Origin of the sequence: Ferrovibrio sp. (genome assembly GCF_017994015.1) — a bacterium.
Classification (GTDB): Bacteria; Pseudomonadota; Alphaproteobacteria; order Ferrovibrionales; family Ferrovibrionaceae; genus Ferrovibrio.
Genome location: NZ_JAGOLP010000002.1, coordinates 110581 through 133952, shown reverse-complemented (window position 1 = coordinate 133952; position 23372 = coordinate 110581). Strand labels below are relative to the sequence as shown.

Below are 23372 nucleotides of genomic sequence, written 5' to 3'. Positions count from 1 at the left end.
ACTTATGGCCAGGATTGACAATATATATAGCGGTGCCATCCTGGGCTTATGAGCCAGATCAGCCTAAGCCGCATCAGCCGTTATCCCGTCAAAGGCCTCGACGAGCAGAGCCTGCAACAGACCGAGCTGAAGCCCGGCCAGGCATTGCCCGGCGACCGCCGCTTTGCCCTGGCGCATGGCGCATCAAGCTATGATGCTGCCGCCCCGGCCTGGGCCAAGAAGGCGCATTTCCTCAATTGGGCGCGCACACCCGCGATTGCCAGCCTGCGCAGCCAGTTCGATGCCAGCGGCTGTCGCCTCAGCCTGCGCGAAAACGGCCAGGACGTGCTTGCAGAGGTCAACCTCACCGAGCCGGCCGGACGCGACGCGCTCTGCGCTTTCCTGGTTGCCCGCCTGCCCAACGAAACCCGCGGCAAGCTCAGCCTGGCCGAAGCACCGGGCATCAGTTTCAGCGATGTGGATTTACCCCTGATCTCGATCCAGAACAGCGCCAGCCTCGCCGATCTTGCGATGCATGCCGGGCGTGAGGTCGATCAGCGCCGCATGCGCGGCAACCTGCTGCTCGATAGCGCCGCGCCCTGGGCAGAAATGGCCTGGATCGGCAAGCAGCTTCGCATCGGCGGCGCTGTGCTGGAGGTGATCGAAGCCATCGGCCGCTGCCCGGCCACCATGGTCAATCCCGAGAGCGGCCAGCGCGACCTCGAAACCCTCGACCTGCTCAACAAGCATTACGGCCATCAGGATTGCGGCATCTATGCCAAGGTGATCCAGGGCGGCATGATAAAAGTCGGCGATGCCGCCAGCCTGCTTTAATCCCGGGCCGGATTGAGCAGGCCATACAGCACACTATCGCGCCACTGGCCGCGCAGGTTAAAATTCTGCCGCAGCAGCCCTTCGCGCGCAAAGCCGCAGGCCTCGGCAATATGCTGCGAGGCGATATTCTCCACATCCACCAAGGCGCTCAGCCGATGCAGCCCAAGCTCGGCAAAGCCAAAGCCGACCAGCGCCGCCAACGCCTCGCGCCCTAAGCCTTGGCGCCAGGTGTCGCTATCCAGCGAAACCGCCACGCTGCCGTTGTTATGCTCGCGGCTCTGGATACTCAGCCGCGCCGTGCCGATCATGCAGCCGCTGTCGCGCTGCTCAACGGCAAAATGCCAGTCGCCGCTCTGGCCCAGCGCCTGGGCCTGTAGCCTGGCCTCATGATAGGCCGCCACCAATTCAGCCGTCGGCTCCGGCCCGGGCAGATAACGCCACAAAGCCGGCCGCAGCGCAAAAACCTGCATAAAAGCTAGGTCATCGTCGCGAAAACCACGCAGCAACAGCCGCGGCGTGTCGAGCTGGGGGTAGTCGCCGTGCGACTGCAACATGAATCTCAATCCCGCAAAAACGGTTTGTTGCCGTGTCGGCAAACTGGCCGCACCCAATCCAGTCTTAATAGCTTGCCTAATTCTGTATCAGGGCGGGTCATCCTAGAGCCTCACTGCTGCCTGTCAGCTAGCAATATCACTTCCCGATGCAAAAATCCCGGAACACCACGTCGAGCACGTCTTCCACATCCACCCGGCCGGTGATGCGGCCCAAGCCACGGGCGGCGAGGCGTAAATCCTCGGCGGCGAGTTCGGCATCCGGCGCGGCGCCGCTCAGGAATCGCGCCAAGGCAGCGGCGCAATGCTGCAAAGCTTCACGATGCCGGGCGCGGGTCAGGCTGGCGTCACCGGTCTGGCCATAACGCGCCGCAACCGCCGTTTCCAATGCCGTCAGCAAGGCATCGAGGCCCTGGCCGCTGCTGACCGAAAGCGGCAGCAGCTTATGCCCGGCCAGGCTGGCATCGGGCGGCAACGGTGTCTGGTCAATCTTGTTGGCAATCAGCAGGCAATTATCGTCAATCAACGCGGTTATTTCCGCCGGCAGGTTTTCAAGTGCAGCGGCATCCAGCAACAGCAGCTTCAGATCGGCGCTTTCGGCGCGGGCCAGGGCGCGGCGCACACCCTCGCCCTCGATACGGTCGGCGGTTTCACGCAGGCCCGCGGTGTCGGCCAGCACCACCGGATAGCCGCCGAGATCAAGCTGCACTTCAATAATGTCGCGCGTGGTGCCGGCGATATCGGAGACAATCGCCGCCTCGCGCCGCGCCAGGGCGTTGAGCAGGCTGGACTTGCCGGCATTGGGCGGGCCGAGGATCACCACCGCCACGCCGTCGCGTAATCTTTCGCCGCGCCGGTTATCAGCCAGATGCGCCGCGATCTCGCCCTGTAGCCGGGCAATCTCGGGTGCCACGGCAGCGGCGATGCCGGCCGGCAGGTCTTCTTCCGGGAAATCGATATCGGCTTCCACATGCGCCAGGGCGCGCAGCAGCCGGGCGCGCCAGCCATCATAAAGCCGGCCCAGTTCGCCCTGCATCTGGCGCAAACCCTGGCGGCGCTGGGCTTCGGTTTCAGCGTCAATCAGATCGGCCAGGCCTTCGGCGGCGGTGAGATCCAGCTTGCCATGCTGGAAGGCGCGGCGGCTGAATTCGCCAGGCTCGGCCAGCCGCAGGCCGGGCAGACGCGCCAGGGCGGCAAACAGCGCCGCCAGCACCGCCTTGCCGCCATGGATATGGAATTCGGCCACATCCTCGCCGGTGAAACTGGCCGGCCCGGGAAACCACAACACCAGGGCATCATCAATCGGCCCGGTCATCTGGTCATGCAACAAGGCCCGGCTGGCCAGGCGCGGCGGCGGCAGCCGGCCGGCCAGAGCCAGCAAAGCCGGCCCGGCGCCCGGCCCGGATAGCCGCACCACCGCCAGCCCGGCCCGGCCCGGGGCGCTGGACAGGGCATAGATGCTATCAGTCATCGGTAAGGCAGTTTGTTCAAGGGAGGTTGGTTCAGGGGCCGTCTTCCGGCCGCAGCATCAGGCCCGGCACACGGCCGCCGGCCTTCACATGCTGTTCCAGGATGGCGTCGATATCGGCAAAAGTCTCGGCCTTGTACCAGATGCCCTCGGGATAGATCACCAGGGTCGGCCCCAGCTCACAGCGGTCGAGGCAGCCGGCATTGTTGATCCGCACCCCTTCGAGGCCGAGTTCCTTGGCCCGCACCTTCATGTAATTCCGCAGTTTTTCGGCATCCTTGGCCTTGCAGCAGCCGCGCGGATGGCCGGCCGGGCGTTCATTGGTGCAAACAAAGACATGGGCGCTGTAATACGGCGCCGGATCGTCGGGAAGCTGGGTCATACGGGCCTTTGTCTATTTCTTGCCGTTGCCGCCGGCAGCGCTGTTGAACTGTGAGAGGAAAAAGCGCTGAATCTGCTCCATGCTCTGCAAGCCCAGCGGCGCCCAGGTCTTGAGCAGGGATTCCGGGTCCATGGCATTGAGCGAATTCATTACGCGGTCCTGCATTTGCGCCATCACCGCCTCTTGCAGCGGCTGCACATCGGGCAGGCCAAGGAAAGCACGGGCTTCCTCTGGCGTACAATCCACGTTCACTGTTATCTTCATCCGGCGCTCCTGTGCTGGGATAACACCAACCAAGCCAAAGGCATACCTAGCATGACCGATGTCCCTTTGTCAGGCGACCCGTTGCTGCTGGCAAACCGCAACAACCTGGATCACGCCGCTTCGCCCTATCTGCTCCAGCACAGGGATAACCCGGTGCATTGGCAGCCCTGGGGCCCTGGCGCGCTGGCCGCTGCCAAGGCGCTGAACAAGCCGATCCTGCTTTCTGTGGGTTATGCCGCCTGCCATTGGTGCCATGTGATGGCGCATGAGAGTTTTGAGAATCCCGCCATCGCCGCCGAGATGAACCGGCTCTTCGTCAATATCAAGGTTGATCGTGAAGAGCGGCCGGATATCGACACGCTGTATATGAATGCGCTGCATCTGCTGGGCGAGCAGGGCGGCTGGCCGCTGACCATGTTTCTCACCCCGGAAGCCGAGCCGTTCTGGGGCGGCACATATTTTCCGCCCGAGGCGCGTTATGGCCGCGCCGGCTTCATGGACGTGCTGCATCGTGTGGCCGATGCCTACCACACCAAGAAGGATGCCATCGCCAAGAACAAGACCATGCTGGTGCAGGGCCTGCGCCAGATGGCCCGGCCGCAGAATCTGGAAAACATCGCCATCGACCGCGCCAGCCTGGACCAGATGGCCGAGCAGGTGCTGAGCCATGTTGATCCGGTGCATGGTGGCCTGGGCGCAGCGCCGAAATTCCCGCAAAGCGGCGTGTTTGAATTGCTCTGGCGTGCCTATTTGCGCAGCGGGCGGCCGGATTATGCCGCTGCCGTGCTGACCACGGCAGTACGCATGGCGCAGGGCGGCATCTACGATCATCTTGGCGGCGGCTTTGCGCGCTACTCGGTGGATGCCGAATGGCTGGCGCCGCATTTTGAGAAGATGCTCTACGACAATGCCCAGCTGATCGAGCATTTTGCCCTGCTGGAAGCCGAAACGCATGAGCCTGTGCTGCGCCAGCGTATCGAGGAAACCGTGGCCTGGCTGGAACGCGAGATGATCGCCGGCGGCCCGGGCGACAAGGGCGGCGGCTTTGCCGCCACGCTGGATGCGGATTCTGAGGGTGAGGAAGGCAAGTTCTATGTCTGGAGCCAGGCCGAGATCGATGCCCTGCTGGGCGCTGATGCCGCATTCTTTGCCGAACATTACGATGTGACGCCGGAAGGCAATTGGGAACACAAGACCATCCTGCGGCGTTCGCTGCTGCCTGATCTGCTGGACGAGGCCGGCGAGGCCCGGCTCGCCGCCTGCCGCGCCAAGCTGCTGGCGGCACGCGAAAAGCGGATCCGGCCAGGCTGGGACGACAAGGTGCTGGCCGATTGGAACGGCCTGATGATCGCCGCCCTGGCCGGCCTGGCGCGACAATACAAAAAGCCGCATTGGCTGTCCTTGGCCGAACGCGCCTATGGCTTTGTCACCGGCACCATGATGCTGGGCGGCGACCGGCTGGGCCATAGCTGGCGCCAGGACCAGTTGATCTATCCCGGCCTGCTGGATGATTACGCGGCGATGGCGCGCGCTGCCCTGGCGCTGTTCGAGGCCACCGGCAATCCGGCCTATCTGGAGCAGACGCGCAAATGGGCCGAAGTGTTGCAGCGCGATTATGCCGATCCGGTGCATGGTGGCTTTTTCCTCACCGCGCAGCAGGCCGAAACCCTGGTGGCGCGCAGCCGCATCATTGCCGATAATGCCACGCCTTCGGGCAACGGCCTGCTGGTGGGTGTGTTCGCCCGGCTGTGGTATCTCACCGGCGATGTCGCCTGGCGCGAGGCGGCGGAAAGCCAGATCGCGGCTTTTTCCGGCGAGGCCGGGCGCAACTTCTTTGCCCTGGCCAGCTTCCTCAATGGCGCCGATCTTTATGCCCATGCCGTGCAGGTCACCATCCTGGGCCATCGCGGCGAGGCCGCCACCGAAGCGCTGATCGATGCTGCCTATAGCGTGTCGCTGCCCAACCGCATCCTGATGGTGGCCGATCCCGATGCCACTTTGCCGGAAAGCCATCCGGCGCATGGCAAAACCCAGCTCGGCGGCCAGCCCACCGCCTATGTCTGTGTCGGCCAAACCTGCGGCCTGCCGGTGACTTTGCCGGATGAACTGGCGGCGCAATTACGCGGCACCAGAGCGGTCTAGCCGGCAGCCGAAAATGCGCATAGACTATGCGCATATCAGCAGGAGGGTGGCATGAATGCTCCCATTCGCCGCAAGCCGACCAATCTGTCCTTGCAGGAAAACCTGGTGGCCGAGGCCAAGGCGCTGGGCCTGAATGTCTCGCAGATCGCCGAGGCAGCGCTGGCAGCAGCCGTACGCGAAGCCAAGGCCGCCGCCTGGCTTGCCGAAAACCGCGAAGCGATTGAGGCCTATAACCGCCATGTTGAGCAGCATGGCATGTTCATCGACGACATCCGCAGCCTTTGATGGCGCAGTTTGATATCCATCGCCTGCCTTCCGCCAAGCTGGCGCAGCGGCTGATGCTGGATATCCAAAAAAATCACTTCTCATTGCTGGCCAGCCGGCTGGTGATCCCGCTGATTCCAGCCCGGGCCATACCGCAGCCGATAGACCGGCTGAACCCGATTTTCCAGATTGGCGGCGATGATTACGTGCTGACGACGCAGGAAATGACCTCGGTGCCGAAAACCCTGCTTGGCCCCATAATCGGCTCGCTGCGCAGCGAACGGGATGCCATTCTGGGCGCATTGGATTTTCTGGTGATCGGGTATTAAGCGCCATGGCAGCAGCGGCAAAACCTGGCAGCAAACGCGCAGAGTTACGTGATTTCAAACGCGGCCAGATTCTGGCGGCGGCGCGGCGCATCTTTGCCGAACGCGGCATGGAAGCCGCCACCATGCGCGAAATCGCCGCTGCGGCCGGCTGCACCACCGGCGCGATCTATCCGCTCTTTCCGGGCAAGGAGGAAATCTACGCCGCCTTGCTGCGGGATTCACTGACCCAGGCCGAGGCGGCCCTGCTCGCCGCCCTGGCATTACCCGGCAATGACGGCGAAAAGCTCAAACGCGGCGTACTGGCCTGGTTCGGCTATTACGCGGCGCGGCCGGCCGAAGTGGCGCTTGGCCTGCACCTGTTTCGCGGTGGCCGGCAGCAGGCAGGACTAGGGCCACATGGCCTGGGCGAAACCATCGACCGCGACCTGAATGCGCGCATGCTGCGGCAGCTGGATGCCTTTGGCGCGCTGCTCGGCGGCATCGGCAAACTCTCGCCCAGCCTGCAACAGATCGAAACCGCCAGCCTGTTCGCGCATCTGCTCGGACTGTTGATGGCGCAGCATACCGGGCGGCTGAAAACCCTTGGCCAGCCGGCGGAAACCCTGCTCAATCATCATCTCGATGCGCTGATTGCGCGGCTGCAATGGGAATGATGCGCGGCCTTGGCGCATTGCTGCTGCTGGCGGCCGCGCCGGTTGCGGCGGCAGAGCAGATGCTGGAACTGACACCGCGTCCCGGCGCGGTTTTGCGCCTGCTGTCCGATCAGCCCGAGGGTGATATCAAAGGCAGCGTCATCCTGCTGGCCGGCGGCAATGGTCAGCTTGATATCGGCGCCGATGGCAGCATTGGCGCATTGCGCGGCAATCAGTTGGTGCGCAGCCGCAATGGCTTTGTCGCTGCCGGCTATGCCTATCTACTGCCGGATATCGCCAGCGACCTGAAACAGCAGCCTTCCTATCGCTACAAGCCGGCTTTTGCCGATGACATGGCGGTGCTGGTGAGCGAGGCGCGCAAGCTGCAAAAGCCGGTGCATGTGATCGGCACCAGCCGGGGCGCCATTTCAGCCGCAGCGCTGTTCAACGGTGCCAGCCCGCAGCAACCCGATAGTCTGGTCATCACCTCGGGCATGCTGATCAGCTACAAGATTCCGGCTGCCGATAGCCTGTCGCCAGGCCGTATCGCTGTGCCGGTGCTGCTGCTGCGCCATCGCGACGATGCCTGCAGCGTCACCCCGCCGCATGATGCCGAGCGTTATGCCAAGCTGCTCAAGGCCGCGCCGCGCGTAGATATCCTGACCCTGACCGGCGGCGCGCAGCCGAAAAGCGATCCCTGCGATGCCGCGCATTACCATGGCTTCTGGGGCCTGGATGCCGAGGTGGTGCGCAGCATCACCAGCTGGTTTGCAACACTGAATCCGTAACACTGATATTATAGTGTAACGGCGTTACGATAGTTAGGGTGCGGACCCATTATTGGCGGTTCCTTGACGGTGTGATTTTCTTGCCTGGCCAGGAGGCAAGCCGAAAGCGATGTGGGGCATCGGTGAGGCTTGCCGACGCCGCCAGGCAAGAAAAGCACACCGCCCCACAGGGGTTGGTCCAGGCAGGCCGCCGGACGTTGTCGCAAATCTTGCCCGTAGCCCCACTACGCGCTGCGATTTGCTCCTAGCCGGCGGCCTGCCTGGGCCAATCCCGGACCCGCTAATAATGGGTCCGCACCCTAGATCAGCCGCATCTCGTCATATTCAAACCGCCCCATGCTTTCGCCATAGGACAATCTCTCACCCACCAGCGCACCCAGCATCATGTCGGCGCCGCTGCCGGTTTCAGGCCGGTTGCGCAACGGCGTCAGCAACGCTTCAAAAGCCACTTCGCGGTCGGTCGGCAGGGTGCGATAGCGGCCGCGCGCATAGGCCGGGCGGGCATGGGCAACACAGAGTTCAAAATAGCGGATCACGTCATCGGCGCGGTCGGCAAACAATTCGGCATCGGCGAAACGCGCCGTCACCTCGCGCCCGGTATGGCCCACCACACCGGTGCCGACGAGGCGAAACTTGAAGCGGCGCGGCGCCTCCAGAACATCGATCAGGGTGACAAAAGGCAGGAAGCCGATCATCTGCTCCGGCGCCAGATCGGCGCGCGCCGGCAAGCGGCCCAGTTCGGTGCAGCGCTGGCGCCAGAAAGCCAAGAGCGCGTTCAGCGGTGCGGCGCGGGCCGGCACATCTTGCTGCGCAAAGCCATTCACTTCACCGCCGGTAGGGATCGCTTCTGCCACCCGCCTGCCCTTATTTGCTGCATTACCAGCAACAACCTAGCCGGCTTGGTGTGGCTTTGCCACCCCTGATATGACCTCAAACAAGGCAAGCTGGCTGGTGCCCGCTGCCGGACTCGAACCGGCACGGCCTTGCGGCCTCGGGATTTTAAGTCCCGTGCGTCTACCGGTTCCGCCAAGCGGGCAGGCAGCCTGAAGCGTTGTCTAACATGCCAGGCTCACACCCGAAAAGCCGCTTGGGCAAAGGCAATTGCAGTGGCCCGGGCCTGGGCATCATCCAGCGGCGGCGGCACGGCATCGGCCTGACGATGCAGCGACAACCAGGCCACCATTTCCAACAGGGCGCGAACACTGCCGGCCGCATGCGGCCCCGGCAATGCAAGCCGGCCGCGCTGTTGCTGCTGTACCAGATACTGTTCCAATTCCTGGATATAACGCTGCTTGATGTGAATGATGAATTGCCGCGCCAGCATGGGCATATGCAACGCGCAGGCATCCAGAAAACGGATCAGCCGGCGCTGGCGCAGCGTCATGTCAAACAACTCACCGATAATCGCCGCCAATTCGGCCATGGTGTCGGCCGGCGCTGCCGGCTGCGCCAGCGCCTGGGCCAGCAGCGGCCATTGGCCACGCGCGGTTATCAATTCGGCCAGGTGCTTTTCCTGCTCAGGCCCGGCGGCAAAGGGCAGGGCCAGATTCTGCAACGGCTGCTCCAGCAGATGCAGCAAGGCCAATTGCGCCAGCGCTTCCTTGCCGGTGGCATAGGAATACAGGCTGCCGACAGAAACGCCCAGTTCAGCCGCAATATCCGCCACCTGGCAGCGGCGATAACCCTGGCGGGTGAAAACCAGAATCGCGGCCTCGGCTATCTCGGCCAGGCGACCGGGCGGCTTGCGGCGCATGGCTCAGCACCGAATTGATATTGAATGAATCATTCATTCAATATAAAGAATAGGCCTGCCCGAAGCAAGCCAGCAAAGCGCCAGCGAGGAAAACCATGAGCCATGCCGCGAGCATCACGCCCGTATCGCCCCCGGCCGGTCGCCGTCTGGATATCGACAATCTGCGCAACATCGCCGTGCTGCTGCTGATCCTGTTTCATACCGCGCGGCTGTTTGATGCCCAATCCTGGCATATCAAGGATGCAGTGCATGCCGGCTTTGCCGATAATCTGGTGCGGCTGATGAATCAGTGGCATATGCCGGTGCTGTTCCTGCTCGCCGGCATCAGCCTGGCCTATGCCTTGCAGCGCCGGGCGGCGCTGGCTGTGGCGCGCGAGCGGGTCAAGCGCCTGCTGCTGCCGCTGGTTTTCGGCATGCTGGTGATTGTGCCGCCGCAAGTCTATGTCGAGCGTATCTCGCCGCAGATCGCCAATCGGCAAAGCCCGCTGGATTTCCATGGCAGCTACTGGGATTTCCTGCCGCAGATTGTTGATTGCTGCTATCCGCAGGCCAATTTCAGCTGGCATCATCTCTGGTTCATTGCCTATCTGTTTGTCTATGCCCTGCTGGCGCTGCCGCTGATTGCGTTGCTGCTGCGCAGCGGCCTGGCTGAAAAACTGGCCGGGCATCTGGCCCAGGGTTATCGCCCGCTGCTGCTCGGCCTGCCGGTCTTGCTGGCGGAATTGCTGCTGCGGCGCAGTTTCCCGAGCAGCCACGACCTGACGCATGACTGGGCCAATCACGCGCATTATTTCTATCTGCTGCTGCTCGGCTGGCTGATCGGCGCGCAGCCGCGCCTGGAAGCGGCGATCCATGCCCTGCTGCGGCCGGCGGCTTTGGGCGCAATGGTTTTCACATTTTTATGGCTGGCCGGGCGCGACGGCACGATCCAGTTGCCCGAAAGGGTGATTTTCCTCTGCCGCTTTGCCGGCGAGATGGCCTGGCTGTTTGCCTTTATCGGCTGGGCCAAATTGAGGCTGGACCGCCCGGTGAAATTCCTCACCGGCTTCAGCCGCCTTGCCTATCCGTTTTATATCCTGCACCAGACCGTGATCATCCTGCTCGGCTGGGCGCTGCTGGATTGGGCGGTATGGTGGCCGGTGAAGTTTGTGGCGGTGGCGCTGGCCGCCACGCTGATCAGCTATGCGCTGTGCCGCGCCGCCGATAGCAACCCGCTGAGCCGGCTGGCCCTGGGATTGGTACCGCCGCGCCGTAACAAAGCGTCTCGGCGCGGCGGGTAGAATTTTACTCGGCCGGGCCGGGATGGATCACGGCGGCATTGGAGATTTTGCGCGGGCTGGTGAAACGGCGCAGCACCACATAAAACACCGGCGTGAGGAACAGCCCCACCAGGGTGACGCCAATCATGCCGGCAAACACCGCCGTGCCGAGCGAGCGACGCATTTCAGCGCCGGCACCGGTGGCAATCACCAGCGGCAACACGCCGAGGATGAAGGCCAGAGCAGTCATCAGGATCGGACGCAGGCGCAGGCGGCAGGCTTCGATCACCGCATCCACCGCGCTTTTGCCCTCATGTTCCAACTGGCGGGCAAATTCCACGATCAGAATGGCGTTTTTAGCCGCCAGACCGATCAGCACCACCAAGCCGATCTGCACCAGCACGTTATTGTCCAGCCCGGCCAGTTTCACACCGGTGAGGGCAAACAACATGCTCATCGGCACAATCAGCATGATCGCCAGCGGCAGAACCCAGCTTTCATATTGTGCCGCCAGCGCCAGAAACACGAACACGATGGCCAGGGCAAAGACAAATAGCGCTGTGTTGCCGGTCATGCGTTCCTGCAAGGCAATCTCGGTCCATTCAAAACCCTGGCCGGGTTCCAGCACCTGAGCCGCCAGTGTCTCCATGGCCTGTAGCGACTGGCCGGTGGACACGCCGGGCGGTGTGTTGCCTTGCAGCGGCACCGAGACATACATGTTGTAGCGCTGGATCAGATCCGGCCCGGAAGCCTCCTTGATTTCCACCAGGCTGCCCAGCGGCACCAGCGAACCGGTGGCCGAACGCACCTTGAGATTCAGGATGTCCTCCTTCTCCAGCCGGAACTGTGCATCGGCCTGCGCCCGCACCTGGAAGATGCGGCCAAAGGCGTTGAAGTCGTTCACATAGGCCGAGCCGAGATTGATTTGCAGGGTCTGGAACACATTGCTCAACGGCACATTCAGCATCTGCGCCTTGGTGCGGTCGATTTCCAGAAACACCTGCGGCGAGGCGGCCGAGAAGGTGGTGAATACACCGGTAACGCCCGGGGTCTGCTGCGCCCGGCCCATGATCTGATAGGCCGAGGCCAGAAGCGGCCGCACATCGTCGCTGGTGCGGTTCTGCAACTGCATCTTGAAACCACCGCCCGAGCCGATGCCCGGCACCGCCGGCGGCGGAATGGCAATGACAAAGGCTTCCTCGATCGGCATCAGCTTGCCGATCATCTGGCCGATGATGACATCCGCGGTAAGGCCATGCGGCAACCGTTCCTCAAACTTGGTGAACGGGGTGAAAATCACCGCCGCGTTGGAGGAATTGGTGAAAGTGGCACCGTTAAAGCCCGGAATCGCCACCACATTGGCCACACCCGGCGTACCTTCAATCAGCTTGGTCGCCTTTTGCGTCACTTCATCGGTGCGGCTGAGCGAGGCGCCGTCCGGCAACTGGATCACCACGATGGCATAGCCACGATCCAGCGGCGGGATGAAACCCTGCGGCACAGTGCGGAACATGAAGGCGGTGGCACCCACCAGCAGGGCATAGAAACCAAGCATCAGGAAACGCCGCTTGACGATGCCGCCCACCCCGCGCGCATAGCCGTTGCTCATCTTGTCGAAGCCGGTATTGAACCCCCCGGCCAGGCGGCCGAAGAAACCCGGCTTGTAGCCGGCATCGCGCTTGGCATGGGCCTTAAGCAATATGGCGCCCAAAGCCGGCGACAAGGTGAGCGAGTTGAAGGCCGAGATGATGGTGGCGCCCGCGATGGTGAGCGCAAACTGCTTGTAGAACTGGCCGGAAATACCGGGGATGAAGGCGGTGGGAATGAACACCGCCGACAGCACCACGGCAATCGCGATCACCGCCGTGCCAACCTCGTCCATCGTCTCATGCGCGGCATCGCGCGGACTTAAGCCCTCAGCGATGTTGCGCTCGATATTCTCCACCACCACGATGGCGTCATCCACCACGATGCCGATGGCCAGAACCAGACCAAACAGGCTGAGCACATTGAGGGTGAAGCCAAAGGCCAGCATCACCGCGAACGTGCCGATCAGCGAAACCGGGATGGCCAGGATCGGGATCAAAGCGGCGCGCCAGTTCTGCAGGAAAATCAGCACCACCAGTGCGACCAGGATGATGGCCTCGATCAGTGTCTTGTAAACCTCGTCCACCGACTGGGCGATGAATTCGGTCGGGTTGTAGACGATGGTGTATTCCAGGCCGGGCGGGAAATCCTGCTTCAGCTCGTTCATGCGGTTGATCACCGCCTGCGCGGTATCAAGCGCGTTGGTGCCTGGGCGCTGGAAAATGCCAAGCGCCACCGCAGTCTGACCATCGAGATACGAGCGGCTGTTATAATCCTTGGCGCCGAGTTCAACCCGGGCCACGTCGCGCAGCCGCACCAGGCGGCCGCCCTCGCCGCTTTTGATGATCACTTCGCGGAATTGCCGCACATCCTCGAAACGGCCTTGCGTGGTGACGATGGCTTGCAGCGCGTTATTGTCAGGCGCCGGCTGCTGGCCCAGCGTGCCGCCGGAAACCTGCACATTCTGCGCCTGCAACGCGGTCACCACATCACTGGCTGACAGGCTGTAGGCCGACAGCCGATCCGGATCGAGCCAGATGCGGATTGAATATTCGCTGCCGCCGAACACGATCACATTGCCAACACCATCCAGCCGCAGCAATTGCTCGCGGATACGCATCTGCATGTAATTGGCGATATACAATTCGTCATAGCGCTTATCGGGTGAGAGCAGATGCACCACCATGATGAAGTCGCCGGCCTGCTTGTTGGTGGTGATACCCTGGCGCCGCACTTCCTCAGGCAAACGCGGCTCGGCAATCGAGACACGGTTCTGCACCTGCACCTGCGCCGTATCCAGATTGGTGCCTGGGCGGAAGGTGATGGTGAGCTGCATCACGCCATTGGCAGTCGAGTAGCTCGACATATAGAGCATGTTCTCAACGCCGTTGATCTCCTGCTCGATCGGTGTCGCCACAGTGCGCGCCACGGTCTCGGCATCGGCACCGGGATAGGCGGCGGTCACATTGATCTGCGGCGGCGCGATTTCGGGATATTCCGTCACCGGCAGGAAACGGAAAGCGATGACCCCGAGAATCACCGTCACGATGGAGACAACCGCCGCGAAGATCGGGCGGTCGACAAAGAAATGGCCGAATTTCATGGCTTCTGCCTTACTGCTTCGGTGCGGCTTGCGGCGGCTGCGGTGCCGGCAGGGCCATCAAACCAGCCCAGACCTGCGGCAATTGCACCGGCATCGGCGTTACCTTGCCGCCACCCATACGCACGCGCTGCAAGCCATTGATCACCACGGTTTCGTCACCCTTCAGGCCCTGACGCACGATGCGGTAATTGTCGGTGCGTGAACCAAGCTGCACCGGCTGCTGACGCACGCTGCCATCGGCTTCCACCACATAAACAAAACGCCGGCCAAGATCGGTCAGGATCGCTTCATCCGGCACCAGGATGCCGCTATAGCTCGGGCTACCCGGCACCGCGATGCGGCCGAACAGGCCCGGCTGCAGGAACAGATCCTTGTTCTCCAGCGTAGCCCGCAGCCGCATCGTGCCGGTGGCCGGATCAAGCCGGTTATCGGCAAAGGTCAGCAGGCCCTTATGCGGGAAACCCTTCTCGTCGGTCAGGCCGATTGCCACCTGCAGGGCACGGCCGCCATTGCCGTTTGACGTGGCGGCGCCTTCGCGGGACAGGCGCTGATAGGCCAGGAAGGACCGCTCATCGATGTCGAAATAGAAATAGATCGGATCCTGCGCCACGATGGTGGTCAGCAGGGTCTCGTTCTCGCGCACCAGGTTGCCCTCGCTCACCAGCTTGCGGCTGATGCGGCCGGAAATCTGGGCGCGGATTTCAGTGAAGCTGAGATTGAGCCGCGCGGTTTCCACCGCTGCGCGGGTGCCAACAATTTCAGCCTGGGCCGAAAGCAGCGCCTGGCGCCGTGCATCCAGCGTGGCTTCCGCCGCCGTGCCGCTGCGCGCCAGCCGCTCATACCGCTCGAATTCGATCCGCGCCAGATCCAGCCGGGTCTGCACCACATTGAGATTGGCCTGGGCCTGGTTCAGCACCGCCTGATAGGGCCGGCGGTCGATGACGAACAGCAGCTCGCCTTCCTTTACCAGGGCGCCATCCTTGAAATTCACACTATCGAGATAGCCATTGACCCGGGCGCGCACATCAACGCTGGCGGAAGCCTCAAAACGGCCGACAAATTCGTCCATCTCGATGATGTTCTTCACCACCGGCTTGGCCACGGTGACCGGCGGTGGCCCGCCTGGACCCATCTGGGCCAGGGCCGGCTTGGAGTTGGCAAGAGTGGTGACCGCCAGCAGGGCCAGCGCGGCCAGGCTTGCGGAGCGGAGGATGTGCTTGCGGTTTTGCATGGCGCCACAATAGGGCGGCAAAGCCAGTTCGCAAGTGCGAAATTGGCGATTAACTCATACCTAGAGATGATTGCGGCTTAAAATGGCTTCACTATGACAAGTATCACAATGCCGATCATGAGCAGTGTGGGAACTTCATTCATGATGCGGTAGAAGCGCGCGTCATGCGTATTCGCATCCTCGGCGAAATGCCGGCGCCAGCGCGCATAACCGGCATGGATGATCTGCATACCCAGCAACAGCAGCAACTTGCCGTGAAACCAGCCGGCCGAGAAATGATTACCTTGCCATGCCAGCAAAAGGCCGAACACCCAGGCTGCCAGCATCGCCGGATTGATGATGGCGCGCAAAAGCCGGCGCTCCATGATCTTGAAGGTCTCGGATAACTCCGAGCCCTTGCCGGCCTTGCAGTGATACACATACAGCCGCGGCAAGTAGAGCATGCCCGCCATCCAGGCGATCACGCTGATCACATGCAGCGCCTTGAGCCAGTCATAAGGGATCGGGAAGGTCATTTATGCTGGCTCCGTAGGATTGATCAAGCGGCCTGGCAGGGGCAGCCGGCAAAACGCCCGGCCGGGCAGGGTTCGGCGCCCGGGCCGGGATGGATGCAGGCATCATAGCGGCCCTGGCGCACCAGATCGGCCAGGCCGCCGATAAAAGCCGGCGTCACACCCACGGTCGGCACCCGGTGATAGGCCGGCACGCCATGCTCATGCGCCAGTTCGGCATATTCGATATCCAGCTCCACCAGGGTTTCGGAATGCTCCGAAACAAAGGCCAGCGGCACCAGCAGGATCGCCTTGCCATCCTGGCCGGCACGGCGGATTTCGGCATCGGTGGCCGGGCCGATCCATTGCAGCGGCCCCACCCGGCTCTGATAGCAGATGCCCCAATCCAGACCGGGCAGGTTCAGGCCGGCCACAATGGCGGCGGCGGATTGCTCCACTTGGCGCTGATACGGATCGCCGGCATCAACAATCTTTTTCGGCAGGCCATGGGCGGAAAACAGCAGGCGGAAATCCTGGCCGGCCAGTTTCGGCAGATATTGCCGGATCAGCGCCAGCTGCGCGGCGATGAAACCCGGCTCGGCCGGATAACAGCCGATGCTGGCGGTTGGCTTGTCCAAGCCTATGGCGGCGGCGGCGCGGCGCCAATCCTTCAGCGAAGAACCCGACGTGGTGGTGGAGAATTGCGGATAAAGCGGCAGCAGCAGAATACGATCCGGATTCCAGGCCAGCACCGCGCGCGCCGTCTCGTCGGCAAACGGCTTCCAGTAGCGCATGGCAATGAACACACGAAAATCCGCACCAAGCGCCAACTCCAGCGCACGGGCCTGGGCCTCGGTCTGTGGCAGGATTGGCGAACGGCCACCCATATGGCCGTAGATTTCGCTGGCGGTTTTCTCCCGCCGACGCGAGATCAGTTGCGCCAGCAGCCAGCGCATCGGCTGCGGCAGCCGGATGATGGCCGGATCGTTGAACAGGTTGAACAGAAACGGCCGGATTGCCGCCGGGCTGTCCGGGCCACCCAGATTGAACAGGATTATCGCGGTTTTTGCCATATCTTCACGCCATACGGGTGGCCCCGCGCAACAGCTGCATCAGTTGTTCCACATGCTGCGGCGGGGTTTCCGGCAGGATGCCGTGGCCCAGATTGAAGATATAGTTGCGGCCGGCGAAATGGCGAAGCAGGCGCTGCACTGCCTGGGCCATCTGCGGCCCGCCCACCAGCAGCAGGCGCGGGTCCAGATTGCCCTGCACGGTGATGCCCCGGCTCCACAGATGATCACGCGCCCAGGCCAGCGGCATGGTGTAATCCAGCCCCAGCGCATCCACCCCTGTGGCGGCGGCATAACCGTCCAGATGCAGGCCGGCACCGCGCGGGAAAGCGATGATCTTGAGATCAGGATGCAGCGCCTTCAGCCGGTTGACGATCATTTTCACCGGCAGCACACAATAGCGCTGGAATTGCTCATCCGGCAGCACGCCGGCCCAGGTATCAAACAGCTGCACCACTTCGGCGCCGGCCCGCACCTGCTGGTCCAGATAGGCGCAGGTGGCTTCCACCAGCAGACTGATCAGGCGGTCCAGCCCGGCCGGATTGCCGAAGGCCCAGGTCTTGGCCGCTGCCTGCTCGTTGCCGCCGCGGCCTTCCAGCATGTAGGTCGCCACGGTCCAGGGCGCCCCGGCAAAGCCGATCAATGCGGTTTCGGCTGGCAGGGCAGCCTTGATGCGCGACACCGCCTCGTAGACCGGCGCCAGGCGCTGGTGCAGGCCTTCCAGCCGCAGCTTGACCAATTCGCCTTCGGTGCGGATCGCGCCCAGCACCGGGCCCTCGCCTTCGCGGAAGGCCAGTTCCTGACCCAGGGCATGCGGAATCAGCAGGATATCGGCAAACAGGATGGCGGCATCAAAGCCATAGCGCCGGATCGGCTGTAGCGTCACTTCCGCCGCCAATGCCGGATTGTAGCACAGGTCGAGGAAGCTGCCGGCCTCGGCCCGGGTGGCGCGGTATTCCGGCAGGTAACGCCCGGCCTGGCGCATCAGCCAAACCGGCGGCCGCTCGGAAGCCTCGCCGGCCAGAGTGCGGAGAAAGGGTTTCAGGATCGGTCTCGGGGTCACGTTCATGGCCTTATTCCTTTCCTATTTATATTTAAAAAGAAAGAGTTGGAGTTGTTGTTGGTGCGGTGGATAACGGTAATTCATTCTTCAGGCCCGGCCATGCTGGGATTCATCCACCCAGGCTGCCAACCTGCCGCAAAACTGACTTCCTCCTGCAACAACTTGTGCGACTCCCTGCAAAACCAATGGCTTAAAACTGGGGATAAGTGGGATAAAGCCGCCCCAGCCGGCTCTAATTCAGTTGTGCACATGATCCACAGGGGCGTAATCCTTTCATCACCAGGGCGAAGCATTACTTGCAAGAAATCGCCTAAGCGGGCATGAAAAAGCCCACACCGTGGATAAGTTCAGGCTTATCCACCTGATTCCGGCTTATCAACAGGATCATTCCTTGTCGCCAGAGGCTTCCAACGCCGCGCGCCGGCCGCATATCCACCTGGTTTCCGATGCCACCGGCGAGACGTTGAATGCGGTGGCCACGGCCGGTCTGGTGCAGTTTCAGAAATCGCATGAGGAAGTGGAGGTCCATAGCTGGACCATGGTGCGCAGCGCGGCGCAGATGCAGCGCAGTGTGGAGGCGATTGCCAAGATCGGCGGCCTGGTGCTGTTCACCATTGTTGATCCGCAATTGCGCGATGTGCTGGTGAAGGGCTGTGCCAAGCACCGCATCGGCTATATCGCCGTGCTCGATCCGGTGATCCATGCCATGGGCAAGTTCTTTGGCGAAAAGGCGCGTAACCTGCCCGGCCGCCAGCATGAGCTGGATGCGGAATATTTCGCCCGTATCGATGCCATGCATTACACCATCGCGCATGACGACGGCCAGCAGGCCGACGATCTCGACAAGGCGGATATTGTGCTGGTGGGTGTGTCGCGCACCTCCAAGACGCCAACCTCGATCTATCTTGCCAATCGTGGCTATAAAACCGCCAATGTACCGATTGTGCCCGGTCTGGCGCTCCCCGCCGATCTGCATGGCACCTGCCATCCGCTGGTGGTGGGCCTCACTACCTCGCCCGACCGGCTGGTGATGGTGCGGCGTAATCGCCTGCTGGCGATGAATGAAAAGGCCGAGACCGACTATGTTGATATCGAGCAGGTGCGGGCCGAGATCGCCGAGGCGCGCAAACTCTGCACCAGATATAACTGGCCGATGATCGACGTGACCCGGCGTTCGATTGAGGAAACCGCCGCCGCCATCCTCAATCTGTATAATCGCCGCCAGGAACAGCTACGCGAAAAACTGGCCGAGGGAGATGGGCCATGAGCCTGATCCTGGCTTCCTCAAGCCCGGCCCGCCGCGCCATGCTGCAAGCCGCCGGGCTTGAGGTGGAAGCAATGCCGGCGCATGTCGATGAGGAAGAAATCAAGCTGGCTTTGCGCGCCGAACAGGCCCCGGCGCGCCAGGTGGCGGAAGCCCTGGCCGAATTGAAGGCGCGCCGCATCGGCCATATCGCAGCGCAGACCGGCGACCAGCGTTTCATCATTGCCGCCGACCAGATGCTGGTTTGTGGTGATGACTGGTTCGACAAGCCGGCCGATCTGGCCGCGGCACGGATACAATTGCAGCGCCTGCGCGGCAAGCCGCATCAGCTTGTCAGCGCCGTGGTGGCGGCGCGGGCCGGCGGCATCGTGTGGCGTCATATTGCCAGCGCCACACTCACCATGCGTGATTTTTCCGATGATTTTCTGGATGCCTATCTGGCCCAGGCCGGCGATGCGGTTTTGGGATCTGTGGGCGCCTACCAGCTTGAAGGCCTGGGGGTGCAATTATTCAGCCGGATCGAGGGCGATTATTTCACCATCCTGGGTCTGCCCCTGCTGCCGCTGCTGACTTTCCTGCGGGATAATCAGGTTCTGCGCTCATGAGTGAAGACAAACCCCTGCCGCGCGCCGGCGTGATCGGCTGGCCGGTGGCGCATTCGCGCTCACCCAAACTGCATGGCTACTGGCTCAAACAGTATGGCCTGGAAGGGCGGTATGATCGCCTGCCGGTGCCGCCCGAAGGTCTGGCTGATTTCATGGCGGCCTTGCGCGCCGGCTGGAATGAAGGTTTTCGCGGTGTCAATGTCACCATCCCGCATAAGGAAGCCGTGTTGCCTTTCCTGGATGAAGTGGATGAGCGGGCCCGCCGCATCGGCGCGGTCAACACCATCACGTTGCGCCCGGATGGCAGCCTGCATGGCCAGAATACCGATGCCTTCGGCTTTTATGAAAACCTGATTGCCGGTGCGCCGCATTGGCAGCCCGGGGCGGCGCCGGCTGTGGTGCTGGGTGCCGGCGGCTCGGCGCGGGCGATCTGCGTGGCCTTGCTGGATGCCGGCTTGCCGGGTATCACCCTGGTCAACCGTTCGGTAGACCGCGCCGAAGCGCTGGCTGACAGCCTGGGCGGCCCGATCTCGGTGGCCAGTTGGGCGGCGGCACCGCTGGCCTTGCAGGGCGCCGGCCTGCTGGTCAATACCACGGCTTTGGGCATGACCGGCCAGCCGCCGCTGGACCTGGCTTTGGATGAATTGCCGGCCGAAGCGGTGGTCAACGACATCGTTTATGCCCCGCTGCAAACCGACCTTTTGCGCCGGGCGGCGGCGCGCGGCAACCGGGTGGTGGATGGCCTTGGCATGCTGCTGCATCAGGGCCGGCCGGGTTTTGCCGCCTGGTTCGGCACCTGGCCGGAGGTGACCGATGGCCTGCGCGCGGCAGTGCTGGCAGATTAGCTTAGCTAACTTAGCTAGACTAGCTAAGCTAAGGTGGCTAAGCTGCTGCCATGACCATCAAGGTGAATATCCACGAGGCCAAGACCACGCTGTCAAAGCTGATCCAGGCCGCCAAGCAGGGCGAGGAGGTTATCATCTCCCGCGCCGGCATGCCCGAAGTGCGCCTGGTGCCGGTGAACATGCCGGAACAGAAGCCGCGCCGGCGTTTTGGCGGCGAATGGGCCGGCAAGGTATGGTATGCGCCGGATTACGATCAGGTCGATGCCGAGATCGAGCGTGATTTCCTCGAAAGCAAAATCTTTCCCGATGGTGACGTTTGAGATTGCTGCTCGATACCCATGCCCTGCTGTGGTGGCGCAGCGATCCCAAACGCCTGCAACCCCTTGCGCATGAAGCGATAGCCGGCGGTGAGCATGAGATATGGCTGTCTTATGCTTCGGTGTGGGAAATTGCCATCAAAAAAGCCCTCGGCAAACTGAACGCGCCGGATAACCTGCTTGAACTCTGTGCCAGCGACGGCTTTCATTTATTGCCGATAGAGCTGCCGCATATTGCCGCCTTGCAGACCTTGCCGCCCATCCACCGCGATCCGTTTGACCGCATGCTGGTGGCGCAGGCACGGGTGGAAGCGCTGATCCTGGTGACCAATGATGCCAATATGATGCGTTATGATGTGAAAGTGATGACGGCATGAAGATTGTGGCACTGACCGGCTCGATCGGCATGGGCAAATCCACCGTGGGCGCCATGCTGCAACAGCTCGGCATTCCGCTCTTTGATGCCGATGCCAGCGTGCATACGCTATATGCCCCGGGTGGTGCAGCCGTGGCGCCGCTGGCGGAAAAATTTCCGCAGGCGCTGAAAGATGGCGGCATTGATCGCAGCGTGCTGGCCGCCGAAGTGATCCGCGATCCGGCCTGCCTGAAGCAGATCGAAGCCATCGTGCACCCGCTGGTCGGTGGCATGCGGCAGGATTTTCTGGCCACAGCACGGCAGCGTGGCGAAAGCCTGGTGGTGCTGGATATCCCGCTGCTGTTTGAAGGCCTAAAGGCGCGCGGCCATCGCGCCAGCGATGAAGGCATCGATCATGTGCTGGTGGTGAGTGCGCCGGCCGAGCAGCAAAGCCAGCGTGTGCTGGCGCGGCCCGGCATGAGTGCGGAAAAATTTGCCACCATCCTGGCCAAGCAGGTGCCGGATGCAGAAAAGCGCCAGTTGGCCGATACTGTGATTGATACCGGCACCAGCCTGGCGGATACCGAGGCGCAGCTGCGCGCTGTGGTGCAGCAATTGCGCGGTCAGGAGATAATGCCATGAGCGGCAAGCGCGAAGTGGTGCTGGATACCGAAACCACCGGTTTCCGCGCCGACCAGGATGATCGGCTGGTGGAAATCGGCTGTATCGAACTGATCAACCACCTGCCCACCGGGCGGGTGTTTCACCGCTATATCAATCCCGAACGCGACATGCCGGAGGAAGCCTTCAAGGTGCATGGCCTGTCGAGCGAATTCCTCGCCGACAAGCCACTTTTCGCCGCCGTGGTGGATGAATTCATGGCCTTCATCGGCGATGCGCCGCTGGTGATCCACAATGCCACATTCGATATCGGCTTTCTGAATGCCGAATTGAAACGGCTCGGCCGCCGCGATTATGCCGCCGGCATCCCGCTGGAACGCGCCATCGACACTGTGCGCATTGCACGCGGCAAATTCCCCGGTGCGCAGGTTTCACTGGATGCGCTCTGCCGCCGCTTTGAGATCGATAATTCCGCCCGCACCAAACATGGCGCGTTGCTTGATGCCGAATTGCTGGCGGAAGTCTATCTCGAACTGGTGGGCGGCCGGCAGCAGGGTTTCAGCCTCGCCGGCCTGGATGGCGATGGCGAGGCGGTGGCGGCTTTGCATGCGCCACGCGGCCCGGCCCGCCCGCCGCGCCCGCATCAGCCCAGCGAAGCCGAACTTGCCGCCCATGCCAAATTCGTCGCCAAGCTGAAAGAACCGATCTGGCTCAAGGAGTGAAGCGGGCCGGTTGTGTAGAAGCCGCCAGTAAACTTGTCCTGATCGGCGCCGGCCTCCGATATCTGGTTCAATCAGATCGCCTGGTATCGCCCGCCGAAATCGTCATACCCGCGCAAGCGGGGATCTCATTTTTGTTAAACTTCCTGTAAAAATGGGATGCCCGGGTCTAGCGCCCGGGCATGACGAGTGAGGGGTGTTCGGGCTGAGAGTACCAAGCCGGTTTTTGATATCCGGGCAAATGAATACTGTGTTGCGCAAACCACCAGAAACGCAAACCTCAAGCCGGGTCGACATCGATGATGCAGAACACCATGTCGACATTTGTGCCATCCGAGGATAGCGGCAGCAGCAGGGTGCCGCGTTCATGCAACTGGCCGATATCAAGCGAGCCGACATCCAGCGCCGGGCCGAGAAACTTGTTGTTGTCGTAAACGAAACTGCGTTTGCCGATCACGATCCAGTAATTCAGCAACACCTCGTTGGTGGTATCCACGGCAAGGTGGCGGCCGATGTGATTGCCGGCCACCGGCTTGCCGGTCGGATCGATGCCGCGCATCTGCACCTGGCGGGTGCCCACCAGCCGGTAGCGCAGATAGGGTGGCTCGTTCAGCACATCGGTCAGCACGATATAGGGCAGCAGGTCGGGGATTTCGCTCGGGTTGATATCGCTGCGGGCCGGCATGGCGCGGCCGGCGCGTTTCGCGTCCCAATAAGTATAAGCGCGGCGAATACGCGCCGAGCAGACGGTCAGGAAATCCAGCGTCAGCAGGCGCGGATGGCGCGAGCGCTGGATCATGTCGTCCAATTCCTGGCCCATGCCGGGCAATTCCTGGGTCATGCCTGGATAAAACGCCGGATTTGGCCCCGGCTCAAGCCCTGCCGACAACCTTGGCAGCGGCATGGCTTCCGCGTTTTGCTGCAACATGCTACTTTTTTAAGGTTGCAACTTGTCG

General features: G+C 62.4%; 26 protein-coding genes and 1 tRNA gene. 14 read left to right on the top strand and 13 right to left on the bottom strand.

The window, feature by feature from the left end:
• Nucleotides 1–48: 48 nt before the first annotated feature.
• Entirely contained in the window at nt 49–813 is a 765-nt protein-coding gene (locus KBB36_RS02375) for an MOSC domain-containing protein (RefSeq protein ID WP_290976316.1), read from the top strand.
• On the opposite strand, the gene KBB36_RS02370 is transcribed toward KBB36_RS02375, so the two are convergent.
• From KBB36_RS02370 to KBB36_RS02355, 4 genes are all read right to left on the bottom strand, one after another.
• Nucleotides 810–1367, bottom strand: coding sequence for a GNAT family protein (locus tag KBB36_RS02370; RefSeq protein ID WP_290976313.1), 558 nt, complete (start codon nt 1365–1367; stop codon nt 810–812). The genes KBB36_RS02375 and KBB36_RS02370 overlap by 4 nt on opposite strands.
• Before the next feature lie 136 nt (nt 1368–1503).
• Nucleotides 1504–2835, bottom strand: coding sequence for a tRNA uridine-5-carboxymethylaminomethyl(34) synthesis GTPase MnmE (mnmE, locus tag KBB36_RS02365; protein WP_290976310.1), 1332 nt, complete (start codon nt 2833–2835; stop codon nt 1504–1506).
• 31 nt (nt 2836–2866) lie between these two features.
• Nucleotides 2867–3214, bottom strand: coding sequence for a (2Fe-2S) ferredoxin domain-containing protein (locus tag KBB36_RS02360; protein ID WP_290976308.1), 348 nt, complete (start codon nt 3212–3214; stop codon nt 2867–2869).
• Between the two features lie 12 nt (nt 3215–3226).
• A complete protein-coding gene (locus tag KBB36_RS02355; RefSeq protein ID WP_290976306.1) occupies nt 3227–3478 on the bottom strand; it encodes a DUF6489 family protein in 252 nt (83 codons plus the stop codon).
• A gap of 51 nt (nt 3479–3529) precedes the next feature.
• On the opposite strand from KBB36_RS02355, the gene KBB36_RS02350 reads away from it, so the two are divergent.
• Genes KBB36_RS02350 through KBB36_RS02330 form a run of 5 tightly spaced genes read left to right on the top strand, consistent with a single transcriptional unit; the run spans nt 3530 to nt 7633 of the window.
• A complete protein-coding gene (locus tag KBB36_RS02350) occupies nt 3530–5620 on the top strand; it encodes a thioredoxin domain-containing protein (protein WP_290976303.1) in 2091 nt (696 codons plus the stop codon).
• 51 nt (nt 5621–5671) lie between these two features.
• Nucleotides 5672–5905, top strand: coding sequence for a type II toxin-antitoxin system CcdA family antitoxin (locus KBB36_RS02345; protein WP_290976301.1), 234 nt, complete (start codon nt 5672–5674; stop codon nt 5903–5905).
• Nucleotides 5905–6213, top strand: coding sequence for a CcdB family protein (locus tag KBB36_RS02340; protein ID WP_290976298.1), 309 nt, complete (start codon nt 5905–5907; stop codon nt 6211–6213). The genes KBB36_RS02345 and KBB36_RS02340 overlap by 1 nt, the downstream gene beginning before the upstream one ends.
• 5 nt (nt 6214–6218) lie before the next feature.
• Nucleotides 6219–6866, top strand: a complete 648-nt coding sequence (locus tag KBB36_RS02335) for a TetR/AcrR family transcriptional regulator (protein ID WP_290976295.1) — start codon at nt 6219–6221, stop codon at nt 6864–6866.
• Nucleotides 6863–7633: a hypothetical protein gene (locus tag KBB36_RS02330; RefSeq protein WP_290976293.1), complete on the top strand. Its 771-nt coding sequence runs from the start codon at nt 6863–6865 to the stop codon at nt 7631–7633. Before KBB36_RS02335 ends, KBB36_RS02330 begins: the two co-directional genes overlap by 4 nt.
• A gap of 299 nt (nt 7634–7932) precedes the next feature.
• Here the strand turns inward: KBB36_RS02330 and KBB36_RS02325 are convergent, their stop codons facing one another.
• The 3 genes from KBB36_RS02325 to KBB36_RS02315 form a co-directional block, all read right to left on the bottom strand.
• Nucleotides 7933–8487, bottom strand: a complete 555-nt coding sequence (locus KBB36_RS02325) for a PAS domain-containing protein (RefSeq protein WP_290976290.1) — start codon at nt 8485–8487, stop codon at nt 7933–7935.
• Nucleotides 8488–8582: 95 nt separating this feature from the next.
• Nucleotides 8583–8669 (bottom strand) — tRNA-Leu (locus KBB36_RS02320).
• A gap of 33 nt (nt 8670–8702) precedes the next feature.
• The gene (locus KBB36_RS02315; RefSeq protein ID WP_290976287.1) at nt 8703–9386 is read right to left on the bottom strand and encodes a TetR/AcrR family transcriptional regulator; all 684 of its coding nucleotides are present in this window, start codon (nt 9384–9386) and stop codon (nt 8703–8705) included.
• A 95-nt stretch (nt 9387–9481) separates the two neighbouring features.
• Between KBB36_RS02315 and KBB36_RS02310 the strand changes: the two genes are divergently transcribed.
• Nucleotides 9482–10666, top strand: coding sequence for an acyltransferase (locus KBB36_RS02310; protein WP_290976285.1), 1185 nt, complete (start codon nt 9482–9484; stop codon nt 10664–10666).
• A gap of 4 nt (nt 10667–10670) precedes the next feature.
• Here the strand turns inward: KBB36_RS02310 and KBB36_RS02305 are convergent, their stop codons facing one another.
• From KBB36_RS02305 to hemE, 5 genes are all read right to left on the bottom strand, one after another.
• On the bottom strand, nt 10671–13835 hold the full coding sequence (locus KBB36_RS02305) for an efflux RND transporter permease subunit (RefSeq protein ID WP_290976283.1): 3165 nt from the start codon (nt 13833–13835) through the stop codon (nt 10671–10673).
• A 10-nt stretch (nt 13836–13845) separates the two neighbouring features.
• Nucleotides 13846–15066 carry an efflux RND transporter periplasmic adaptor subunit gene (locus KBB36_RS02300; RefSeq protein ID WP_290976280.1) on the bottom strand — a complete coding sequence of 407 codons (1221 nt, stop codon included), beginning with the start codon at nt 15064–15066 and terminating at the stop codon, nt 13846–13848.
• A 77-nt stretch (nt 15067–15143) separates the two neighbouring features.
• On the bottom strand, nt 15144–15581 hold the full coding sequence (gene hemJ, locus KBB36_RS02295) for a protoporphyrinogen oxidase HemJ (RefSeq protein ID WP_290976277.1): 438 nt from the start codon (nt 15579–15581) through the stop codon (nt 15144–15146).
• Between the two features lie 23 nt (nt 15582–15604).
• Nucleotides 15605–16630: a ferrochelatase gene (hemH, locus tag KBB36_RS02290; protein ID WP_290976275.1), complete on the bottom strand. Its 1026-nt coding sequence runs from the start codon at nt 16628–16630 to the stop codon at nt 15605–15607.
• Between the two features lie 4 nt (nt 16631–16634).
• A complete protein-coding gene (hemE, locus tag KBB36_RS02285; protein WP_290976273.1) occupies nt 16635–17696 on the bottom strand; it encodes a uroporphyrinogen decarboxylase in 1062 nt (353 codons plus the stop codon).
• A gap of 385 nt (nt 17697–18081) precedes the next feature.
• Between hemE and KBB36_RS02280 the strand changes: the two genes are divergently transcribed.
• From KBB36_RS02280 to dnaQ, 7 genes are read left to right on the top strand one after another with little or no spacing between them, the layout of a single operon-like run.
• Complete coding sequence (locus KBB36_RS02280; RefSeq protein ID WP_290976270.1) at nt 18082–18957, top strand: pyruvate, water dikinase regulatory protein; 876 nt, start codon at nt 18082–18084, stop codon at nt 18955–18957.
• On the top strand, nt 18954–19559 hold the full coding sequence (locus KBB36_RS02275; RefSeq protein ID WP_290976268.1) for a Maf family protein: 606 nt from the start codon (nt 18954–18956) through the stop codon (nt 19557–19559). Before KBB36_RS02280 ends, KBB36_RS02275 begins: the two co-directional genes overlap by 4 nt.
• Nucleotides 19556–20404: a shikimate dehydrogenase gene (locus KBB36_RS02270; RefSeq protein WP_290976265.1), complete on the top strand. Its 849-nt coding sequence runs from the start codon at nt 19556–19558 to the stop codon at nt 20402–20404. Before KBB36_RS02275 ends, KBB36_RS02270 begins: the two co-directional genes overlap by 4 nt.
• A 50-nt stretch (nt 20405–20454) precedes the next feature.
• The gene (locus KBB36_RS02265; RefSeq protein WP_290976263.1) at nt 20455–20724 is read left to right on the top strand and encodes a type II toxin-antitoxin system Phd/YefM family antitoxin; all 270 of its coding nucleotides are present in this window, start codon (nt 20455–20457) and stop codon (nt 20722–20724) included.
• 2 nt (nt 20725–20726) lie between these two features.
• On the top strand, nt 20727–21098 hold the full coding sequence (locus KBB36_RS02260) for a type II toxin-antitoxin system VapC family toxin (protein ID WP_290976260.1): 372 nt from the start codon (nt 20727–20729) through the stop codon (nt 21096–21098).
• A complete protein-coding gene (coaE, locus tag KBB36_RS02255) occupies nt 21095–21718 on the top strand; it encodes a dephospho-CoA kinase (protein WP_290976257.1) in 624 nt (207 codons plus the stop codon). The genes KBB36_RS02260 and coaE overlap by 4 nt, the downstream gene beginning before the upstream one ends.
• Complete coding sequence (gene dnaQ / locus KBB36_RS02250) at nt 21715–22419, top strand: DNA polymerase III subunit epsilon (protein ID WP_290976256.1); 705 nt, start codon at nt 21715–21717, stop codon at nt 22417–22419. The genes coaE and dnaQ overlap by 4 nt, the downstream gene beginning before the upstream one ends.
• 277 nt (nt 22420–22696) lie before the next feature.
• On the opposite strand, the gene KBB36_RS02245 is transcribed toward dnaQ, so the two are convergent.
• Nucleotides 22697–23344 (bottom strand): PAS domain-containing protein, encoded by a 648-nt coding sequence (locus KBB36_RS02245; protein ID WP_290976253.1) that lies wholly within the window; start codon nt 23342–23344, stop codon nt 22697–22699.
• Nucleotides 23345–23372 lie beyond the last annotated feature (28 nt).